Source organism: Georgenia halophila (assembly GCF_039541595.1).
On record NZ_BAABGN010000004.1, the window covers coordinates 310,619 to 329,245 of the forward strand.

Annotated in this window: 16 protein-coding genes, 1 pseudogene and 1 riboswitch; of the genes and pseudogenes, 8 read left to right on the forward strand and 9 right to left on the reverse strand. The window is 70.8% G+C overall.

Annotation, left to right across the window (positions count from 1 at the left end; genetic code table 11):
* The first annotated feature begins 231 nt into the window (after positions 1-231).
* Genes ABD907_RS06735 through ABD907_RS06760 form a run of 6 tightly spaced genes read left to right on the forward strand, consistent with a single transcriptional unit; the run spans position 232 to position 6,415 of the window.
* Positions 232-1,500, forward strand: a complete 1,269-nt coding sequence (locus ABD907_RS06735; RefSeq protein WP_345214979.1) for an ABC transporter substrate-binding protein — start codon at positions 232-234, stop codon at positions 1,498-1,500.
* Complete coding sequence (locus ABD907_RS06740; protein WP_345214980.1) at positions 1,497-2,450, forward strand: carbohydrate ABC transporter permease; 954 nt, start codon at positions 1,497-1,499, stop codon at positions 2,448-2,450. The genes ABD907_RS06735 and ABD907_RS06740 overlap by 4 nt, the downstream gene beginning before the upstream one ends.
* Complete coding sequence (locus ABD907_RS06745) at positions 2,447-3,355, forward strand: carbohydrate ABC transporter permease (protein WP_345214981.1); 909 nt, start codon at positions 2,447-2,449, stop codon at positions 3,353-3,355. Before ABD907_RS06740 ends, ABD907_RS06745 begins: the two co-directional genes overlap by 4 nt.
* Positions 3,352-4,278, forward strand: a complete 927-nt coding sequence (locus ABD907_RS06750) for a dihydrodipicolinate synthase family protein (protein ID WP_345214982.1) — start codon at positions 3,352-3,354, stop codon at positions 4,276-4,278. Before ABD907_RS06745 ends, ABD907_RS06750 begins: the two co-directional genes overlap by 4 nt.
* Positions 4,275-4,973 carry a FadR/GntR family transcriptional regulator gene (locus ABD907_RS06755; protein ID WP_345214983.1) on the forward strand — a complete coding sequence of 233 codons (699 nt, stop codon included), beginning with the start codon at positions 4,275-4,277 and terminating at the stop codon, positions 4,971-4,973. The genes ABD907_RS06750 and ABD907_RS06755 overlap by 4 nt, the downstream gene beginning before the upstream one ends.
* A complete protein-coding gene (locus ABD907_RS06760; RefSeq protein ID WP_345214984.1) occupies positions 4,970-6,415 on the forward strand; it encodes a sulfatase-like hydrolase/transferase in 1,446 nt (481 codons plus the stop codon). The genes ABD907_RS06755 and ABD907_RS06760 overlap by 4 nt, the downstream gene beginning before the upstream one ends.
* A gap of 9 nt (positions 6,416-6,424) precedes the next feature.
* Here ABD907_RS06760 and ABD907_RS21230 read toward each other — a convergent pair.
* From ABD907_RS21230 to ABD907_RS06790, 6 genes and pseudogenes are all read right to left on the reverse strand, one after another.
* Positions 6,425-6,568: pseudogene (locus tag ABD907_RS21230) on the reverse strand (malate dehydrogenase); the annotation flags it as partial.
* A 100-nt stretch (positions 6,569-6,668) separates the two neighbouring features.
* Positions 6,669-8,060 carry an FAD-binding oxidoreductase gene (locus ABD907_RS06770; RefSeq protein ID WP_345214985.1) on the reverse strand — a complete coding sequence of 464 codons (1,392 nt, stop codon included), beginning with the start codon at positions 8,058-8,060 and terminating at the stop codon, positions 6,669-6,671.
* Positions 8,061-8,144: 84 nt separating this feature from the next.
* A complete protein-coding gene (locus tag ABD907_RS06775; RefSeq protein WP_345214986.1) occupies positions 8,145-9,764 on the reverse strand; it encodes a LuxR C-terminal-related transcriptional regulator in 1,620 nt (539 codons plus the stop codon).
* A 214-nt stretch (positions 9,765-9,978) separates the two neighbouring features.
* Complete coding sequence (locus tag ABD907_RS06780) at positions 9,979-10,956, reverse strand: malate dehydrogenase (protein WP_345214987.1); 978 nt, start codon at positions 10,954-10,956, stop codon at positions 9,979-9,981.
* A gap of 58 nt (positions 10,957-11,014) precedes the next feature.
* Positions 11,015-13,234 carry an NADP-dependent isocitrate dehydrogenase gene (locus tag ABD907_RS06785; protein WP_345214988.1) on the reverse strand — a complete coding sequence of 740 codons (2,220 nt, stop codon included), beginning with the start codon at positions 13,232-13,234 and terminating at the stop codon, positions 11,015-11,017.
* A gap of 91 nt (positions 13,235-13,325) precedes the next feature.
* Positions 13,326-13,601: a DUF3017 domain-containing protein gene (locus ABD907_RS06790; RefSeq protein WP_345214989.1), complete on the reverse strand. Its 276-nt coding sequence runs from the start codon at positions 13,599-13,601 to the stop codon at positions 13,326-13,328.
* A 23-nt stretch (positions 13,602-13,624) separates the two neighbouring features.
* Here ABD907_RS06790 and ABD907_RS06795 point away from each other — a divergent pair, with 23 nt between their 5' ends.
* Complete coding sequence (locus tag ABD907_RS06795) at positions 13,625-14,908, forward strand: NAD(P)/FAD-dependent oxidoreductase (RefSeq protein ID WP_345214990.1); 1,284 nt, start codon at positions 13,625-13,627, stop codon at positions 14,906-14,908.
* A 99-nt stretch (positions 14,909-15,007) separates the two neighbouring features.
* Here the strand turns inward: ABD907_RS06795 and ABD907_RS06800 are convergent, their stop codons facing one another.
* From ABD907_RS06800 to purN, 3 genes are all read right to left on the reverse strand, one after another.
* Entirely contained in the window at positions 15,008-15,433 is a 426-nt protein-coding gene (locus ABD907_RS06800; protein ID WP_345214991.1) for a hypothetical protein, read from the reverse strand.
* A gap of 122 nt (positions 15,434-15,555) precedes the next feature.
* Positions 15,556-17,208 carry a bifunctional phosphoribosylaminoimidazolecarboxamide formyltransferase/IMP cyclohydrolase gene (gene purH / locus ABD907_RS06805; RefSeq protein WP_345214992.1) on the reverse strand — a complete coding sequence of 551 codons (1,653 nt, stop codon included), beginning with the start codon at positions 17,206-17,208 and terminating at the stop codon, positions 15,556-15,558.
* Between the two features lie 55 nt (positions 17,209-17,263).
* Positions 17,264-17,354: riboswitch (ZMP/ZTP riboswitch) on the reverse strand.
* A 47-nt stretch (positions 17,355-17,401) separates the two neighbouring features.
* The gene (gene purN, locus ABD907_RS06810; RefSeq protein ID WP_486334053.1) at positions 17,402-18,037 is read right to left on the reverse strand and encodes a phosphoribosylglycinamide formyltransferase; all 636 of its coding nucleotides are present in this window, start codon (positions 18,035-18,037) and stop codon (positions 17,402-17,404) included.
* A 42-nt stretch (positions 18,038-18,079) separates the two neighbouring features.
* Between purN and ABD907_RS06815 the strand changes: the two genes are divergently transcribed.
* Positions 18,080-18,562: a hypothetical protein gene (locus ABD907_RS06815; RefSeq protein ID WP_345214994.1), complete on the forward strand. Its 483-nt coding sequence runs from the start codon at positions 18,080-18,082 to the stop codon at positions 18,560-18,562.
* Positions 18,563-18,627: the final 65 nt, after the last annotated feature.

The window sequence follows — 18,627 nt, forward strand, 5'->3', positions numbered from 1 at the left end:
CCTAGGACGTCTTGCAGGTTGCCCCGAACAAGCCCGTTGCGACGCGACTTTGCGGCGAACGCGGCTCTCACGGAGAACTATGGAGTGACCCGGATCACGTGTCAAGGAGTTCGGGGCCATGGCGATCGGGACCGACCGCCGTCGGACGTACAGCATCTGGCCAGGTCTTGTGGGAGACATCTGATATCTGATAACTTCGTCCTCGACGACCCCCAAGGACGGTGGTAGATCATGTCTCAGACGAACACCCGGCCCCGCTCGATCGGCGCCAGGACCGCTCTCGGCGGTCTCGTCGCGTTGTCCCTCACGGCATGCGGCAGCTTCGGCGGTGGAGGCGAGAACACCGAAGAAGCCACGCCGGAAGGCGACGGCACGATCAGCTTCTGGCACTACTACGCCGACCCCCACGGCATCCCCCTCACCAACGTGCTCGAGGCCTACGACGAGGATCACGACGAGGTCGAGATCGACGTCCGGCATATCCCGTTTCCTGACTTCAACCGCACGCTGCAGCAGGCTGCGGCGACGGGAGAGGTGCCCGACATCGCTCTGATCAACGCCTTCGACACTCACGCGATGGCCGAGGCCGGAATCATCGAGGACCTCAGCGACCGCGTCGAGAAGTGGGGCGAGGAAGACGCCTACTACGAGACCAGCTGGGCGACCACGCAGGTCGACGGATCGACGTACGGCATCCCGCATGTGGCGGACGATTACGCCGTCTACTACAACCAGGACCTGCTCGACGAGGCGGGCGTCGAGCCCCCCGAGACCTGGGCCGAGATGGAGCAGGCGGCCGCGGAGCTCTCCGAGCACACGTCGCACGGCATCGCCATCTGCGGCCGCGAGGGCGCAGAGGGAGCGACCGGCATCCTGCTGCGCACGCTGGCGGCAGGCGGTTCGCTGGAGCAGTTCAGCGACGGCGGCCCCGAAGCGCTCGGGTCCTTCCAGACGATGGTCGACAACGGCGGACTCTCGCAGGGTTTCCTCACCTGGAGCGAGGAGGACGCGAAGAACCAGTTCGCCACCGGGCAGGCCGCGATGATGATCAACTCCGCGACCTACGTCAACATCCTCCGCGAGGAGGCGCCCGACCTCAACTGGGACGTCGTGCCCATGCCGACCGACGAGGTGAGCCGAACCTTCCTCTCGGCGGAGAATCTCGCCATCGGCGCCGGCAGCGGCGACGCCGACGCGGCTTGGGACCTCATCGCCCACCTGCAGCAGCCGGAGGTCCTGGAGGAGTACCTTCCCAAGCGCAACAAGCTGCCGGCCCGCGACGACGTCCCCGGCGCGGTCGAGGACCCGGTGCGCCAGACGTTCGCCGAGGAGCTCGAGAACGCGTGGGCGCCCCAGGGCGAGCTGGCGACGCACTCGAACGAGGTCCTGGCCGCGGTGCAGGAAGCGATGCAGGCCACGATCAGTGGTTCCAAGAGCCCTGAGGACGCCGCCGCCGACGCGCAGGCCCGGATCGACGAGATCCTCTCCGCTTCGTCGTGAGCATCCTGCTGCGGAGCGGATCGGTACCGGCGTCGGGGAACGTGACGAGGCGGCGCGTTCCCCGCCGTCAGGTGCGGCGCACGCTGGCCAATCACCTCTTCCTGTCGCCCGCCGTCGTGTTCGTCCTGCTCACGGTGATCTACCCGCTGCTGTACAACATCGCCCAGAGCTTCTTCGACGTCGGCCTACGGGAGGTTACCCAGGGCGGTGCCAGCTGGGTGGGCCTCGACAACTATGCCGACCAGTTCGGGCGCCCGGAGTTCTGGCACGCGTTTCGAATCTCACTCGTCTACTCGTTCGGCACCGTCGCCCTCACGTTTGCGATGGGTCTCGGGATGGCGCTTCTCTTCCGGAAGCCGTTCCAGGGCGGAACCGCCATGCGTGCGCTGATCCTGCTCGCATGGGTGCTGCCGACCGTCGTCAGCGCGAACGTGTGGAGGTGGCTGCTCGACGGCAGCTACGGGCTTCTCAACGCCGTGCTTCGAGAGCTCGAACTCATCCACGGCGACGTGTTCTGGCTGGGCGAGCCGAACACGGCGGTCCTTGCCGTCATCGTCGCGACGGCCTGGAGCTTCGGCCCGCTGGCGATGATCCTGCTCTCGGCCGGCCTGCAGGGCATCCCCCAAAACCTCTACGAGGCGGCGCGGATCGACGGCGCCTCACCCTGGCAGCAGTTCCGTAGCCTCACGTTCCCGCTGCTGCGCCCAGTGAGCCTCACTACGGCCCTGCTGGTCTTCATCTTCACGTTCAAGACCTTCGACACGATCTTCCTGATGACCGGCGGAGGGCCGGGCGGCGCTACCGAGATCCTCCCGGTCTACGCGTACAACGAGGCCTTCGAGTACTCCCGATTCGACACGGCGGCCGTCGCGACGACGACGCTGCTGGTGGTGCCGATCGCAATGTCGATCCTGTACTTCCGCGCGCTCAGGTCCGAGGAGACGGCATGAGCAACGCCCAGACCGGACAGCGGCCCGAAGGGCGGTCGCGACAGCAGATCGTGCAGCGAACCGACCGCCGGCCCGGACAGCCACGGCGCTCGACTCGATGGCTGCCGATACTCGCGCTCGCCGTCACTGTCGTCTACCTGATCCCCATCTACTGGATGCTGAACACCTCGTTCAAGATGTCGAGCGACATCTTCGCTGTACCGCCGGACTTGGTGCCGCTGCCGCCGACGCTCATCTCGTACACCCAGGTGGTCTTCGCCGACGTCGACGTGGCACGCGGGATGCTCAACAGCTTCATCATCGCCGTGGGAACGACCGTAGTCACGCTGCTCGTCGCACTGCCCGCGGCCTACGGGTTGGCGCGGCTGCGCATCCGGCTCATGCCGGTGGTCCTGATGCTCTTCCTGATCGTGCAGATGGTTCCATCGGTCAACCTCGCGCTGCCGATGTTCGTGCTGTTCAGCAGCGTCGGCCTCGTGAACTCCTACGTCGGGCTGATCGTCGCGAACTGCTCGCTCGCGATCCCGCTGGCGGTGACGCTCCTGCGCCCGTACTTCCTGAACCTGCCAGGCGAGGTCATCGAGGCGGCGACCATCGACGGCTGCACCCAGGGGTCAGCGTTCTGGCGGATCGCGGTGCCGCTGAGCACGCCGGGCATCATCACCGTGGCCGTCGTCAGCTTCCTCCAGGCGTGGGGCGAGTTCGTGTTCGGACTCGCACTCGCCCCCGACGAGCGGCTCCAGCCGATCACCGTCGTGCTCGCCCGGCTGACCACGGCGTTCGGGACAAGGTGGAACGATCTGATGGCGGTCTCCGTCGCCGTCGCCGTGCCGGTGATCCTCGCGTTCGTCTTCCTGCAGCGCTACATCGTTGCGGGCCTCACGGAAGGTGCCTCAAAGTCATGAGCCGACTCGAGATCTGGGCCGCGGTGCCCACACCCTTCGACGACGAGGGCCGCCTCGACACGTCGGTCGTCCCTCGCCAGGCCGCCCACCTACGGGCGACCGGGGTCCGCGGCGCGTTCGTTTGCGGCACCACCGGGGAGTTTCCGGCGCTGTCCGTCCGCGAGCGTCTCGATCTCGTCAGGGCCTGGTCGTACGCCCGTCCCGAAGGGCTCCGGCTCGGCGTCCACGTCGGTGGGACCGACCTCGCCGGAGTCGCGGAACTCGCCGCCCAGGCCGAGGAGCACGGGGCCGACTTCGTCGCCTCGGTCGCCCCCTACTACGGCGAGGCGCCGACCGTCGCACTCGTGCTGCGGCATCTGGAGGAGGTCGCGAAGGCCGCCCCTGCGACGCCGCTGTGCTATTACCACATCCCCGGGATGACCGGCTCGACGCATCCTCCGAGCGAGGTCACCGCGCGCGGTGCCGCCGCCATCCCGACCCTGCGGAGCGTCAAGTTCACCGACAGCGACCTGCTGGAGTACGACCGGATTCGCTCGCTCGACGGCATAGAGGTCTTCCTCGGCCAGGACGAGCTGCTGCCGGCCGGGCTGGCGTTCGGCGCACGCGCCGTCATCGGTAGCCTCTACAACGGCCTCGCCCCGGTGGCGCACCAGGTCACCGAGGCCTTCGACCGTGGTGAGCACGACCTCGCCCTCGAGCTGCACCGGCCGTTCCGGGACATCGCCTCGGCGAGCGGCCGCCACGGCGGGCTCGGGTTCGTCAAGGAGGTCATGAACCGCCTCGGACCGGACTGCGGACCGCCGCGGAACCCCTACGGGCCACTCGCAGAGGCCGACCACGACGCGGTGGCCGCGCTGCTGCCCGGCCTACGCACCGCGCTGGAGGCAGCCGGCGAGACCGCCGACGAGCCGAGCACGGCATGAAGCGGGGCTCGCTCTACCGGCACGCGCAGGACCGGCTACGTGCTTTCATCCGCGAGGGCAACCTCCGACCCGGGGACCGGTTGCCGCCCGAGGCCACCCTCGCGACCGAGCTCGGTGTCAGCCGGATGTCCCTGCGCGAGGCCACCCGCAGCCTGCAGACCCTCGGGGTCATCGAGGCGCAGCCAGGCAACGGGCTGTTCGTCGCCGAGTTCTCGTTCCGGCCGGTCATCGAACAGCTTCCGTACGGCCTTGCCGACTCGGGACGTGCGTTGGACGAGATCCTCACCGCCCGTGAGGCGATGGAGACGGGCCTGATGCCCGCGCTCGTCCGGCTCGGTGTCCAGGAGGACCTGACCCGCTGCGCGGAGCTCGCCACCGAGATGAGCAGGCTCGAGGCCCAGGGGAAGTCCTACGCCGAGGTTGACCGGGCGTTCCACCTCTCGCTCTACCAGCCGCTCCACAACCCGCTCGTCGACAACCTCATCGAGCTCTTCTGGGAGCTGTACAGCCGGCTCGGGGACGCCATCCCGGCGCCCGAGCACGATCGTGGCGAAGCACATCTGACCATCGTCCGCGCGCTTCAGGATGGCGACGCCGCAGCCAGCGTCGCCCGGATGCAGGAGCACTTCGACGACCTCCGCTCCCGCGCGGCACGGCTGCAGCAGGCGACCCAGGAGGAGGCACGTCCGTCGTGACCGACCGACCGAACGTTCTGGTCGTCATGAGCGACCAGCAGCAGGCGTCGACGCTCGACCCGGACGGACCTTGCGAGACGCCGAACCTCGACCGCCTGGCCGCTGCGGGCGCCAGGTTCACCCGCTGCTACACACCCAACCCGGTGTGCTCACCCGCACGCGCCAGCTTCATGACGGGACTCCTCCCGCACCAGCACGGCATGGTCGACGTCGAGCACACCGTCCCGCCCTACCGGGCCGACCTCGCGGACGGCCTGCCGATGTGGAGCCATCGTCTGCACGACGCCGGCTACCGGACCGGCTACTACGGCAAGTGGCACGTCGAGCGCAGCTACGACATGGCCCGGTTCGGGTTCGACCATTCGCACGCGTACCGCGACCACGAGGCGGACTACCGCGCCCACCGCGCCGCACTGGGGCTCGCCGGCAAGCCGGTCCTCGGCGAGCTCTCGCACACGCTCACCCACCCCGGCTACCGCGACCTCCCCCTCTACGGCGTCACCGACGAGCCTGTCGAGAGCACCCTGGAGCACTTCACCGTCTCGAACGCTCTCGGCTTCCTCGACGAGGCGTGCGACGGCGACACCCCGTGGGCGCTGATGGTCAGCACCAAGGCGCCCCACGAGCCGTACGTCGTGCCGCGCCCGTACCTGGACCGCTACCGGCCCGAGGCGATCGAGCTGCCGGACAGTTTCGACGACGACCTCGCCGACCGACCGGCCATCTACCGACGGCAGCAAGGTGTCTGGGCGGACCTGACCGCCGACGACTTCCGCGCCGCCACCGCCTGCTACTACGCGCTCTGCAGCATGGTCGACGGGCAGGTGGGCCGGCTCCTGGACCGGATCGATGCCGCCGGAGAACTAGAGAACACGCTCGTGGTCTACACCTCCGACCATGGCGACCTCATGGGCGCGCACCGGCTGCTCCTCAAGGGCGTCCCGGGGTTCGAGGAGGTCTATCGCGTACCGCTGGTCGTCAGCTGGCCGGCGGCCATCGCCCCCGGCCAGGTCATCGACGACCTCGCCCAGAGCCACGACGTCGCCGAGACGCTGGCGCGCCTCGCCGGTCCGGGCCTCGACGGCCACGCTGTCGACCTCATGCCGCGGCTGACCGGCGGTGACGAACCGCCGAGGACCACGGCGTTCGCCGAGCTGCACGGCCAGCGGTTCTCCTACACGCAGCGGCTGGTCTGGCAGGACCGGTGGAAGTACGTGTTCAACGCGTTCGACTTCGACGAGCTCTACGACCTCGAGGCCGACCCGACGGAACAGACCAACCTGGTGGACGATCCCGCCCGCGCCGACGTGCTGCGCCGGATGACCGGGCGCATGTGGCAGGTCGCCCACGAGACGGGCGACTTCACGCTGACCCAGGCTCAGGACGGGACCTACCGCTATCTGGCGGTGGGCCCGCAGGGATCGGTCGACCAGAGGGTCTGAGAAGACCTCGACCAGACCGAGGCCCTTGACGGCGTCCCGCTCCTCGACGAGCTCCTGCACGGACGGCTCGTCCTTGCCGCGGGAGAACTCGTCGATCTCCAGGTCCTGGACGATCTCCCAGGACCCACCCTTCGAGCGGACCGGGGCGTCGGAGGTCTCGACAGCCGGCCTTGGGTTCGACACCGACACAGCCGGCCCCGACTTGGCCCTCGCAGAGCGGGCCTACGTGCCTTGGTTGAACTTCCGCAGCAAGTCAGAGCGACCCGCTCGCGGAGATCGCCTGGTGTGTCCGGAAGACGTCGTGCGGATCCCAGCGGCGTTTCACCGCGGCGAGGCGCGGGGCGCTCGTCCCGTAGGCCGATCTCATGCGTGTGTGCCCTTCTTCGCCGAGGAAGTTCGGGTAGGCCGCGCCCGTCGACCAGGGCTGTACAGCCTGGCGTAGCGCTCGTGCGATCGCGCGGTTGCTCTCGTCGTCGGCCGGGTCCTGCCACATCATGAGCGGGTGGACGACGAAGCGCGACTCGCGGCCGGCCAGCGGTGAATGCTCGTGGCCGAAGCGGGGTACGGCTCCGCCCCAGGCGACGATGAACAGCTGCGACGGTCCCGCGGGCAGGTCCGTCGCCCGGTGCACCAACTCGTCGATCGCCTCGTCCGGGAGGTCGACGACGTTCTCCGCCGTCCAGTAGTTGCGGTACCCCGGCGGGTCATCCACCGAGCACTGGAAGTCGGCGTACGCCGTCGGACCGAAGGAGTCCGCGTCCGGATGGAGCGCCCGGATCGGCGCGAGCGCCTGCTCCCCGTCGGCCATGCTCCCCGCCCACATCCCGAGGACGTCGACGACGGCCGAGCCTCGCAGGTTGGCCGGAACCGTATCGTCGTCGGGGGCGGTTGCCAGGGCGTACGCGAGCGACAGCTCGTCTGGAGCCTTGTTCATGACGTCCCGGAACGCACGGAGAACCTCGCCGGCCCGGGAGGCCGGGAACAGCGTCTCCCCGGCGAAGACCTCCGGGCCGACGGGATGCAGCGCCAGCTCGAGCGTGGTCACGACGCCGAAGCCACCGCCGCCGCCCCGGAGCGCCCAGAGCAGGTCCCGGTTCTCGTCCTCCGACGCCCGGACGATCCGGCCGTCCCAGGTGACCATCTCGGCGCCGACGAGGTTGTCGCACGCGAGGCCGTACTTGCGCTCCAGCCACCCCGAGCCACCGCCGAGCGTCAGCCCTGCCGTTCCGGTCGTCGACACCCGCCCGCCCGTCGTTGCGAGCCCGTGGACCTGCGCCGCACGATCGACGTCGGAGCTGATCGCGCCGCCGCCGACGCGTGCGAGACGTCGCCCGACATCGATGTCGACGTCGGCGATGCGCCGAACGTCGACCACGACGCCGTCGTCGCACAGCGAGCGGCCCGCTACCGAATGTCCGCCGGCACGGACGGCGATCGGCAACCCGTGCTCGCCGGCGAAGGCCAGGACCGCCACGACATCGTCAACGGTCACGCACTCGGCGACCACGCGGGGCCTGCGCTCGATCATCGTGTTGAACAGCGTGCAGCTGTCCTCGTAGTAGTCGTCGCCCGGGCCGTGCAGGCCGCCCTGGAGGCGGAAGCGGAGCTCGTCGACGCTGGCGGCCGTGGCCGTGATCTCGGTCATGAGCTCAGTCTCCGGCGCAGCCGCCCCGCGCAACTTCCCCGGAACGGGCCATCCGACGCGATGGCCGAATCCGGCCAGCGCCGGTCATAGCAGGCCGTGCCGTGCGGCCTGACCGACCGCCGCCGCACGTGAGGACACGCCCAGCTTGGTACGAATGTTCGCGATGTGCCGATGCACCGTGTGGGTGCTGAGGAACAGCCGTTCGGCGATCTGGGCGTCGCTGCGGCCGTGCGCGACGAGGCGCAAGATCTCGACCTCCCGGAGGCTCAGCTCGTCGTGAGCGGCGCGGCGGCCGGCGTTCGGGCTTGCTCCCAGGAGAGCGAACGCCTCCCGGGCCGCACGCTCCTGTCCGTCCGCCTGCTCGTGCCGGCCCAGGTTCGCGAATGTGGAGGCCAGCACCAGCCGTGCCTCGGCCGTCTCGTACGGCGCCGCGCACTCACCGAAGAGATCTATGGCGTCCTCTGCCGCCCGGCGCGCGTCATCATGCTCGGTGGCTGCCAAGGAGACCTGCGCGCGAACCATGCGGCTACGCCCGCGCATGTACGGCGTGGACACCAGCTCCGCATCGCGCTCGAGGCGTTCCGCCGCCGCGTTCGCGGCCTCGTGGTCTCCCGCTGCCGCGCGGGCGCGCGCGAGCAGCTCCAGCGCTGGGAAGCGATCCAGCACGCTCGCTGCACCCAGGCGTCGCAGAACGCGATCGGCGGCCTCCAGGGCCGCCATGGCGTCGCCACGAGCGAGTTCCAGCTCCCCGAGCGCGAGGATCGCCTGCGGCAGCGGCAGCGCCGCCTCGAACAAGACACGTGCCTCGTCGACGTCGCCCTGACGCACCCGGAGCCGACCGAGGCGGACGGCCGTCGGCGCGGCGAGCGCGGGACGCATCGCCCGAACGTCGGCCATGGCGGTGCGGAGCTCCTGCTCGGCCGGGAGCCACTGACCGCCCGTCGCCAGCACGTCGCCGTACGCCGTACGGCAGACGCCGAAGAAGTGGCGGGACCGCCACGTCGTCGACCATGCGTGCAGCACCCGACACCACTGTTCCGCCCGCCTGAAGTCGCCGGCCTCGGCGCATGCCGACACCGTGTGGCACAGCGCCCAGCCCGGGGACGCCGTCTCGAGGAACTCCTCCCCCACTGCCAGTGCCGCGGACTCGTCGAGGCGCTCGAACCCGTTCTCGCTCGTGCCGGACGCCACCAACGCCCAGCCGAGGGTCGCGAGGGCGACGACCTCGACGCCGATGTCGCCGATCTCGTGCGCGACCTGCAGTGCCTCGCGGGACCGGCGCTCGGCGGTTCGAGGATCGGACCGCGCGAGGGCGAGGTCGGCCTCGATCAGGAGGAGGTAGCCCGTCTCGGAGCAGGGGCCGACGTCGTCGACCAGCGCCCGTCCGCGGCGCACCCACGCGGACGCGACCGCATCGTCCCCGCGGAAGTCGAGGTGGTCGGAGGCGATCCACATCGCCATCCGTGCCGCGCCGCGCACGTCCTCGACGCCGCGGTACGCGCGATAGGCGCGCCGACGAGCCGAGAACGTCGCCTCTTGATCGCCCTGCCACCAGGCCGCGCGCCCCAGACCTTCCCAGGCCTCGGGCGCCTGACCGGCGGCGACAGCCTCCTCGAACCGAGCCCGCGCCTCCGCCCAGTCGGCGCGCGCGAGCGCCGCACGACCAGCCGCCAGCGGTTCGAGGTCGATGCTCGTCGCACCCACGTACGTACGCTACCCGAGGCACCCCATCGGGGTCCGCCGAAAGCTTGGGCTGTCGGGCGCCGACCGACCATCGCGAGGTGGTCCCTCGCTTCGTACTGGTGCAATGCGCTGCATGACACGAGCGGCTCCGGTCGGATCCGGCAACTCACTCGCTCGTCATGCGGATGCAGGAGCGGCGCCGGCAACGAATGCCCGCCGGCGCCACCCTCGCGCCTCAGATCAGGCCGAGGCCCTTGACGGCGTCCCGCTCCTCGACGAGCTCGTGCACGGACGTGTCGATCTTGCCGCGGGAGAACTCGTCGATCTCCAGGCCCTGGACGATCTCCCAGGACCCACCCTTCGAGCAGACCGGGAAGGAGGAGATCAGACCCTCCGGGACGCCGTAGGAGCCGTCCGAGACGATGGCCGCGGACGTCCAGGAGTCCTCCGACGTGCCGTTGACCCAGTCGTGGACGTGGTCGATGGCGGCGTTCGCGGCCGAGGCGGCCGACGAGGCCCCGCGGGCGTCGATGATGGCGGCGCCCCGCTTGGCCACCGTCGGGATGAAGTCGTCCTCGAGCCAGTTCTGGTCGACCAGCCCCGCGGCCGGCTCCCCGGAGACGGTGGCGTGGAAGATGTCCGGGTACTGGGTCGCGGAGTGATTGCCCCAGATCGTGAGGTTCTTGATCTCCGACACCGGCGCACCGGTCTTGCCGGCCAGCTGGCTGAGAGCCCGGTTGTGGTCCAGCCGCGTCATGGCCGTGAACCGCTCGGCCGGGACGTCGGGGGCGTGCTGCTGGGCGATGAGGGCGTTGGTGTTGGCCGGGTTGCCCACCGCGAGCACCCGGACGTCGTCCGCGGCACGGGCGTTGATGGCCTCACCCTGCGGCCCGAAGATGCCGCCGTTGGCCTCGAGCAGGTCGCCCCGCTCCATGCCCTTCGCCCGGGGCCGGGCCCCGACGAGCAGCGCGACGTTGGCACCCTCGAACCCCTGCTCGGGGTTGTCGAAGATGTCGATGCCCTCGAGCAGCGGGAAGGCGCAGTCCTCGAGCTCCATGGCGGTGCCCTCGGCGGCCTTGACGCCCTGCGGGATCTCCAGCAGCCGGAGCCGCACGGGCGTGTCCGGCCCGAGCAGCTGGCCGGAAGCGATCCGGAACAGCAGGGCGTAGCCGATCTGGCCGGCCGCACCGGTCACGGTCACGTTCGTGGTCATCGAGGCACTCCTTCGTGGGGTGAGAGGTATCTCGTCATCAGCATCGGTCACGGGCTCCTCAGCCGAGCTGGGCGAGCGCCGCGTTGAGCGTGGCGGAGGGTCGCATGACCGCGGAGGCCTTCTCGTCGTCGGGCTGGTAGTAACCGCCGATGTCGACCGGCGAGCCCTGCACACCCAGCAGCTCGGCGTTGATCGTCTCCTCGCCCTCGACCAGCGTGCGCGCGACCTCCGCGAAGTCGGCCGCCAGCTCGGCGTCGTCCGTCTGCGCCGCCAGCTCCTGCGCCCAGTAGCGAGCGAGGTAGTAGTGGCTGCCCCGGTTGTCGAGCTCGCCGACCTTGCGGCTGGGTGACCGCCCCTCCAGCAGCAGGGTCGCCGTCGCCTTGTCCAGGGTGTCTGCGAGCACCTTGGCGCGCGCGTTTCCCGTCGAGGTCGCCAGGTGCTCGAACGAGGCCGTCAGGGCGAGGAACTCACCGAGGCTGTCCCACCGCAGGTGGTTCTCCTCGATCAGCTGCTGCACGTGCTTCGGTGCGGAGCCGCCGGCGCCCGTCTCGAACAGGCCGCCGCCGTTGATCAGCGGCACGATCGAGAGCATCTTCGCGGAGGTGCCGACCTCGAGGATCGGGAAGAGGTCGGTGAGGTAGTCGCGCAGCACGTTGCCCGTGACGGAGATGGTGTCCTCGCCGCGGCGGATGCGCTCCAGCGAGAACCTGGTCGCCTCGACCGGGGACATGATCTCGATCTGCAGCCCCGAGGTGTCGTGCCCGGGCAGGTACTCCTTGACCTTCTCGATGAGCTTGGCGTCGTGGGCACGCTCCGCGTCGAGCCAGAACACGGCGGGCGAGCCGGTCTCGCGGGCGCGCGTGACGGCGAGCTTGACCCAGTCCCGGATCGGTACGTCCTTGGTCTGGCAGCCGCGCCAGAGGTCGCCGGGCTCCACGCGGTGCTCGAGGAGCACGTTCCCGGCGGCGTCGACCACCTGGACGGTGCCGGTCTCGGCGATCTCGAAGGTCTTGTCGTGGCTGCCGTACTCCTCGGCTTTCTGCGCCATCAGGCCGACGTTGGGCACCGAGCCCATGGTGGTGGGGTCGTACGCGCCGTTCGCGCGGCAGTCGTCGATGACGGTCTGGTAGACGCCGGCGTAGCTCGAGTCCGGGATGACGGCGAGGGTGTCGGCCTGCTCGCCGTCCGGGGCCCACATCCTGCCGGAGCTGCGGATCATCGCCGGCATGGAGGCGTCGACGATGACGTCGGAGGGCACGTGGAGGTTGCTGATGCCCTTGTCGGAGTCGACCATCGCGAGCTCCGGTCCCTCGGCGAGCCCCCGGTCGATCGCGGCCCTGACGCCGTCGCGCACCTCGGGCTCGAGGGCGTCGAGGCCCGACAGGATGCCGGCGAGCCCGTTGTTCGGGTCGAGGCCCGCCGCGGCGAGCTGCTCGCCGTAGGTGGCGAAGACCTCCGGGAGGAAGGCCCGGACCACGCGGCCGAAGATGATCGGGTCCGAGACCTTCATCATCGTGGCCTTCAGGTGCAGGGAGAACAGGACGCCCTCGGACTTCGCCCGCGCGATCTGCTCGGCGACGAAGCGGTCCAGCGCGGCGGCGCGCATCACGGTGCCGTCCACGACCTCACCGGCGAGGACCGGCAGTGACTCTTTGAGCACGGTGGTGGTGCCGTCCTCCGCGACGTGCCGGATGGTGAGGGTGTCGTCCGCCGCGACGACGACGGACTGCTCGTTGTCCCGGAAGTCGTCGGCTCCCATGGTGGCGACGTCGGTCTTCGACTCGGGGCTCCACGTGCCCATCGAGTGCGGGTTCTGCCGGGCGTAGGCCTTGACCGAGGCGGGGGCCCGCCGGTCGGAGTTGCCCTCGCGCAGGACCGGGTTCACGGCGCTGCCCTTGACCCTGTCGTAACGGGCGCGGATCTCCTTCTCCTCGGCGGTGGCGGGCTCGTCCGGGTAGTCCGGGAGGGCGTAGCCCTGCGCCTGGAGCTCGGCGACGGCGGCCTTGAGCTGCGGGACGGAGGCGCTGATGTTGGGCAGCTTGATGATGTTGGCCTCCGGCGTCTTCGCGAGCTCGCCGAGCTCGTTCAGGTCGTCGGGGAGGCGCTGATCCTCGGTGAGGTGCTCCGGGAAGTGCGCGATGATGCGCCCGGCAAGGGAGATGTCGCGCGTCTCCAGCTCCACCCCTGCGGTCGAGGCGTAGGCCTGGATGATCGGCAGGAACGAGTAGGTCGCCAGCATGGGCGCTTCGTCTGTGTGGGTATAGATGATCGTGGCCAAGAGACGGATCCCATCCGGTGGTGGCAGCTTGTTCGACATCAAGATATCGGTTCCAGGTACCGGCCGTTCCGTCGGCTCCGGTGACTGGGCCTCAGCCGCCCACGACGGTGGCGTTCCCCCAGAGGCTGAGGTACCCGAGCGCGGCGGCGAGCACCAGCAGGAAGGCGACGTCGAAGGCCCGCGAGCGAGCCCCGGGGATGACGGCAGTCGGCGAGACGGCGCGGACGAGGCCGGCGGCGGCGAGTGCCGCGGCGAGGACGACGATCGCGACGGACACCCGGACCAGGACGGTGAGCAGACACACGGCGACGAGTGTGCCCAGGACGGCGGTGAGGGCCGTCATGCGGAGGGTGCGCGTGCTGGTCACGCCTGCGAGGCTACCGTGGACGGGTGCCCGAACACCCCGTCCCCCGGTCGGTCCTCGTGCTCGGCGCCGGACTGGCCGGCCTGCGCACCGTCGCCGAGCTCCGTGCACGGGGATTCTCCGGCGAGGTCACGGTTGTCGGCACCGAGACGGTGCCGCCGTACGACCGGCCCCCGCTGTCGAAGGAGCTCTTCGCCCGCACCGAGCCCCGGTGGCTCTCCGACGACGGGCTCGGTGACTTGACCGAGCTGGCCGACCGCGTCGTGCTCGGCCACCGGGCCGTCGCCATGCGTGCCGGCGAGAGCTGGGCCGAGGTCGACGTCGAGGCGGTCGAGACCGGGACGGGAGCCGGGGCTGGGGCCGCGACGTACCGGGCGGACGTCGTCGTCCTCGCCGTCGGCGCGCACGCCGTCGCCCCGTCCTCCTGGCGTGGCGCGGTCACGCTGCACCGGGCCGACGATGCCGACCGGCTGCGTGGGCTGCTGCGGCCGGGGCGCCGCCTCGTCGTCGTCGGGGCCGGGTGGATCGGTGCCGAGGTCTCCGGACTCGCCGCGGCCCAGGGCTGCGACGTCACCGTCGTGGAGGCGGCGCCGGCGCCGTTGGCGCGGCAGGTCGGCACCGCCGTCGGGCGGCACCTGGTGCCGTGGTACGCGGAGGCAGGTGTGGACCTGCGCTGCTCGACGCCCGTCCACGACGTCCGCCCGGGCGAGGTGGAGCTGGCCGGCGGCGAGGTGCTGCCGGCCGACGTCGTCCTCGCCGCGACGGGCGTGCGGCCGGCGACCGCATGGCTCGAGGGTTCGGTCCCGCTCACGCCGGGCGGCGCGATCCCCGTCGACGCCGCAGGCCGGGTGACCGGCGCGCCACCGTCCGTCCGCGCCGTCGGCGACTGCACGGACATGACGGTGGCCGGGCTGGGCACCGTGCCCGGCGGGCACTGGGACGCCGCGCTGACCCAGCCCGCCGCCGTCGTCGCCGGTCTGCTCGGCGGCGAGCAGCCGCCGACGCCGGCGCCGTACGTGTTCTCGACCCAGTTCGGCCGCCACCTGACCCTGGTGGGCCGGTCCGGTGATGGCGCACGGGTCGTCTACCGCGGCGATCCGACGGGTCCGGCGTGGACGGCCCTCTTCGTCGAGGACCGCCCCGGCTCGACCGTGCGCCTGGTGGCCGGGTTCACCGCCGACCGGCCGCGCGACGTCGGGCCGTTGCGCCGCCTCCTCGTCGGAGGGGCCAGGCCGGCGCTGGACGTCGAGAAGGCCGCCGACCCGGCCGTTCCGCTCAAGAAGGCGCTCGCCTGGCGCGATCGCGCGTAGCCGAACGGACCAATCGGCTCCGGGCCGGCACGAGCGGTACCACCCCAGTCACATCCGACACACCAGTCCCCGAACGGTCCGTTCGGCTACGACACTCGGTCAAGGACGCCGGTAGCTGCGCGGGTCGTAGGTCGTCTTCGGGCGCTCCGGCTCGTCCGCCGCCTCGCGGAACTCCCCGGAGAATTCACCGGGAACCTCCTCGGCGAGCTCCTCGGCCGTCCCGCCGGACTCCTCGGCCGCCTCGGCGATCGACTCCATCCGCGGTGCGAGCACCTGGATGACGACCGCCGCACCGACCAGCGCACCGGCGACGGTGAGGAGCACCCGCTCGACGGAGGCCATCATGGGCGAGAGCCACGCCATCGTCATGTAGAAGCCCTCGCTCGGACTGTCGTAGCCGCCGACCTCGCCCCAGAGGGCCGGCATGCCTCGTTCGAGGAAGACCCGCCACGCGATGCTCAGCGTGAACCCGACGACGGCGAGGATCACCGCGGCGACGACGCACTTCTTGCTCGCAGGATGCACACCGGGCTCCCAACCTCGACCACAGGACCGGTCACGACGCTACGCGTGCCGCCACGCCGCCCGTGGTCGTTCCGTGACGCAGGTTCCCGCGGCTCAGTGGAAGAGACGCAGGTTCCCGCGGCTCAGTGGAAGAAGTGCCGCGTGCCGGTGAGGTACATGGTGACCCCGGCGGCCTGCGCGGCCTCCACCACGGCGTCGTCCCGCATCGACCCACCCGGCTGGACGACGGCGGTGACGCCGGCGTCGAGGAGCACCTGGAGCCCGTCGGGGAACGGGAAGAACGCGTCGGAGGCGGCCACGGCACCGTGCGTGCGCCGCGGAGCGGCCCCACCGACGTTCTCGGCTCCACCGGCGCCGTCGACGTCTGAGGCGACCTCCACGCCGAGGGTGTTGGCGCGTTCGACGGCGAGGCGGCAGGAGTCGACGCGGTTGACCTGGCCCATGCCGATGCCGACGCTCGCGCCGTCGTGGGCGACGAGGATCGCGTTGGACTTGGCCGACCGGCACGCCTTCCAGGCGAACGCCAGGTCGGCGAGCAGCTCGGGAGAGGCGGCCTCGCCTGCAGCGAGCGTCCAGGTGGAGGGGTCGTCGCCGTCGGCGTCGACGTGGTCGCGCATCTGCACGAGGATCCCGCCGCTGATCTGGCGGATCTCCGCGGGCCGCTCCCCCGTCGGCGCCGGGCAGCGCAGGACGCGGATGTTCTTCTTCGCCTGGAGGACCTCCAGCGCGCCGTCCTCGTAGTCGGGTGCGACGACGACCTCGGTGAAGACGCCGGCGACCTGGTTCGCCATCTCCACCGTGACGGGCCGGTTCGTCGCGATGACCCCGCCGAACGCGGAGACCGGGTCGCAGGCGTGCGCCTTGCGATGAGCCTCCGCGATGTCGGCCCCGACGGCGATGCCGCACGGGTTGGCGTGCTTGATGACGGCCGCGGCGGGCTCGTCGAAGGTGTACGCAGCGCGGCGTGCGGCATCGGTGTCGACGTAGTTGTTGTAAGACATCGCCTTGCCGTGGAGCTGCTCGGCGCCGGCGAGGCCGGCGGGTCCGGCGGTGTCGCGGTAGAGCGCTGCTGCCTGGTGCGGGTTCTCGCCGTAGCGCAGCGCCTCGCCCTTGTCCCAGGTCTCGCCGACGAAGTCGGGCCAACCGTCCTCGGCACCGACGTAGGACCCGGCGAACCAGTTGGCGACCGCGACGTCGTAGGCCGCGGTGTGGGCGAACGCCTCGGCGGCGAGCTGCTTGCGCTGATCGAGGGTGAATCCGCCCGCGGCCACGGCGTCGAGGGCGTCGGCGTACCGAGCGGGTGAGGTGACGATCGCGACCGAGGGGTGGTTCTTCGCCGCCGCGCGCACCATGGACGGGCCGCCGATGTCGATCTGCTCGACGCACTCGTCCGGGGTGGCGTCGGAGTCCACGGTCTCGGTGAACGGGTAGAGGTTCGAGACGACCAGGTCGAACGGCTCGATGCCGAGGTCGGCGAGCTGGTTGACGTGGGTCTCGAGGCGCCGGTCGGCGAGGATGCCGGCGTGGACCCGCGGGTGCAGCGTCTTGACCCGCCCGTCCAGGCACTCGGGGAACCCGGTGAGGTCCTCGACCTTGGTGACCGGGACGCCGACCTCGGTGATGAGCCGGGCGGAGCCGCCGGTGGAGACGAGCTCGACACCGGCCTCGTGCAGCCCGCGGACCAGGTCCTCCAGCCCGCACTTGTCGTAGACGGAGACGAGGGCGCGACGGACGGGCACGCGGTTCGAGGCGGTACCGGCGGGCTGGCTGGTCAACTGACGCTCCTGGATGTGTCGACGACGGGGCTCAGGCACCCGGACGGGCACCCGATCCCGGCACCCAGGCGTGCGGTGCGCTGCAGGGTGGTTCCGGCCGCTCCCCGGTGGTGTGCTCCACCTTCTCGCCAGTCACGGCCGGGACCCACTCTAGCGAACTAGGCGGGCGGGTGAAGCGGCGCGGTCGACCGGGTCAGGCCCCGATGCGGACCCTGCGCCCCTCGATCTGCCAGCCCTCCCGGGCCAGCCGCCCCACCAGCTCGACGAGCTGTCCGCGCTCGGCGGCCTTGATGCGTTCGGTGAGGCTCTCCACGTCGTCGTCGTCGAGAACCGGGACGGCGACCTGGGCGACGATGGCGCCGGTGTCGACCCCGGCGTCGACGAAGAAGAGCGTGGCGCCCGTGATCTTGACGCCGTAGGACAGCGCGTCCCGCGGCCCGTGCATGCCCGGGAACGCGGGCAGCAGCGAGTTGTGCGTGTTGAGGTAGCGGTCCTCGAAGCGTTCGAGGAAGAGCGGTCCGCTGAGCTTGAGGAACCCGGCCGAGACGACGAGGTCGGGGTCGTGCGCGGCAACCTGCTCGGTCAGCGCAACATCCCACGCGGCCCGGTCGTCGTGGTCGCGGACCCGCTCGACGAAGGTCGGCAAACCGGCCCGGCGAGCCAGGTCGATCCCGCCAGCACCTTCTCGGTCCGCGCCGACGGCGACCACCTGGGCGCCGTACTCCGCGTCACCGGTGGCCTCGAGCAGGGCGGCGAGGTTGGAACCTCCGCCGGAGACGAGCACGACGATCCTGGCCGGACGGCGCGTCGTGACGGAGTGGGAGTCGATCACCTGGGCGAGAGTAGTCGGCTCGTGGGACATGATGGGTTCATGCCCGACCAGCAGTCTCCGCCACCCTCACCACCCGGCAGACCGTACGGCTCGCCCCGAGACCAGCACGAGGAACCCGACGAGGAGACCCAGAAGAGGGCGATGCGCCTGGTCCGGGTCTTCGGTCTCGCGCTGCTGATCACGGTCGCCCTCTCGCTCATGGCGCCGCCGTGGCCCGTCCCGATCGTGACGGCCGTCGTGGCGGTCGGGTCGCTCGTCCTGGGCATCGTCGCCCTCGTGCGGGTGCGTTCCGCCAAGGTGCGGGGGGCCACGCCGGCGGTGCTCGCCGTCGGGCTCGTGGTGGCGGCGTTCATGGCGCTGACGATGTCCGGGCAGATCGTGCTGTGGCGCGAGTACAGCGCGTACTCCGAGTGCATGGACTCGGCGATCACGCAGCAGGCGCAGGACGGCTGCCTCGCCGAGTTCGAGAACTCGCTCCAGGAACGGATGGACGAGATGCAGCAGATGATGCAGACCGGCTGAGGCCGCACCGCGGGGCGCGGCGGGACGGCGAGCCCTTCCTCACCCAGCGCTGTCACAGGGGCGAG

Excerpts from the sequence above, each read along its gene's own strand:
- ABD907_RS06755 (WP_345214983.1), top strand. The coding sequence starts at position 4,275 with ATGAAGCGGGGCTCGCTCTACCGGCACGCGCAGGACCGGCTACGTGCT.
- ABD907_RS06815 (WP_345214994.1), top strand. The coding sequence starts at position 18,080 with ATGCCCGACCAGCAGTCTCCGCCACCCTCACCACCCGGCAGACCGTAC.
- ABD907_RS06745 (WP_345214981.1), top strand. The coding sequence starts at position 2,447 with ATGAGCAACGCCCAGACCGGACAGCGGCCCGAAGGGCGGTCGCGACAG.
- ABD907_RS06770 (WP_345214985.1), bottom strand. The coding sequence starts at position 8,060 with ATGACCGAGATCACGGCCACGGCCGCCAGCGTCGACGAGCTCCGCTTC.
- ABD907_RS06750 (WP_345214982.1), top strand. The coding sequence starts at position 3,352 with ATGAGCCGACTCGAGATCTGGGCCGCGGTGCCCACACCCTTCGACGAC.
- ABD907_RS06780 (WP_345214987.1), bottom strand. The coding sequence starts at position 10,956 with ATGACCACGAACGTGACCGTGACCGGTGCGGCCGGCCAGATCGGCTAC.
- ABD907_RS06735 (WP_345214979.1), top strand. The coding sequence starts at position 232 with ATGTCTCAGACGAACACCCGGCCCCGCTCGATCGGCGCCAGGACCGCT.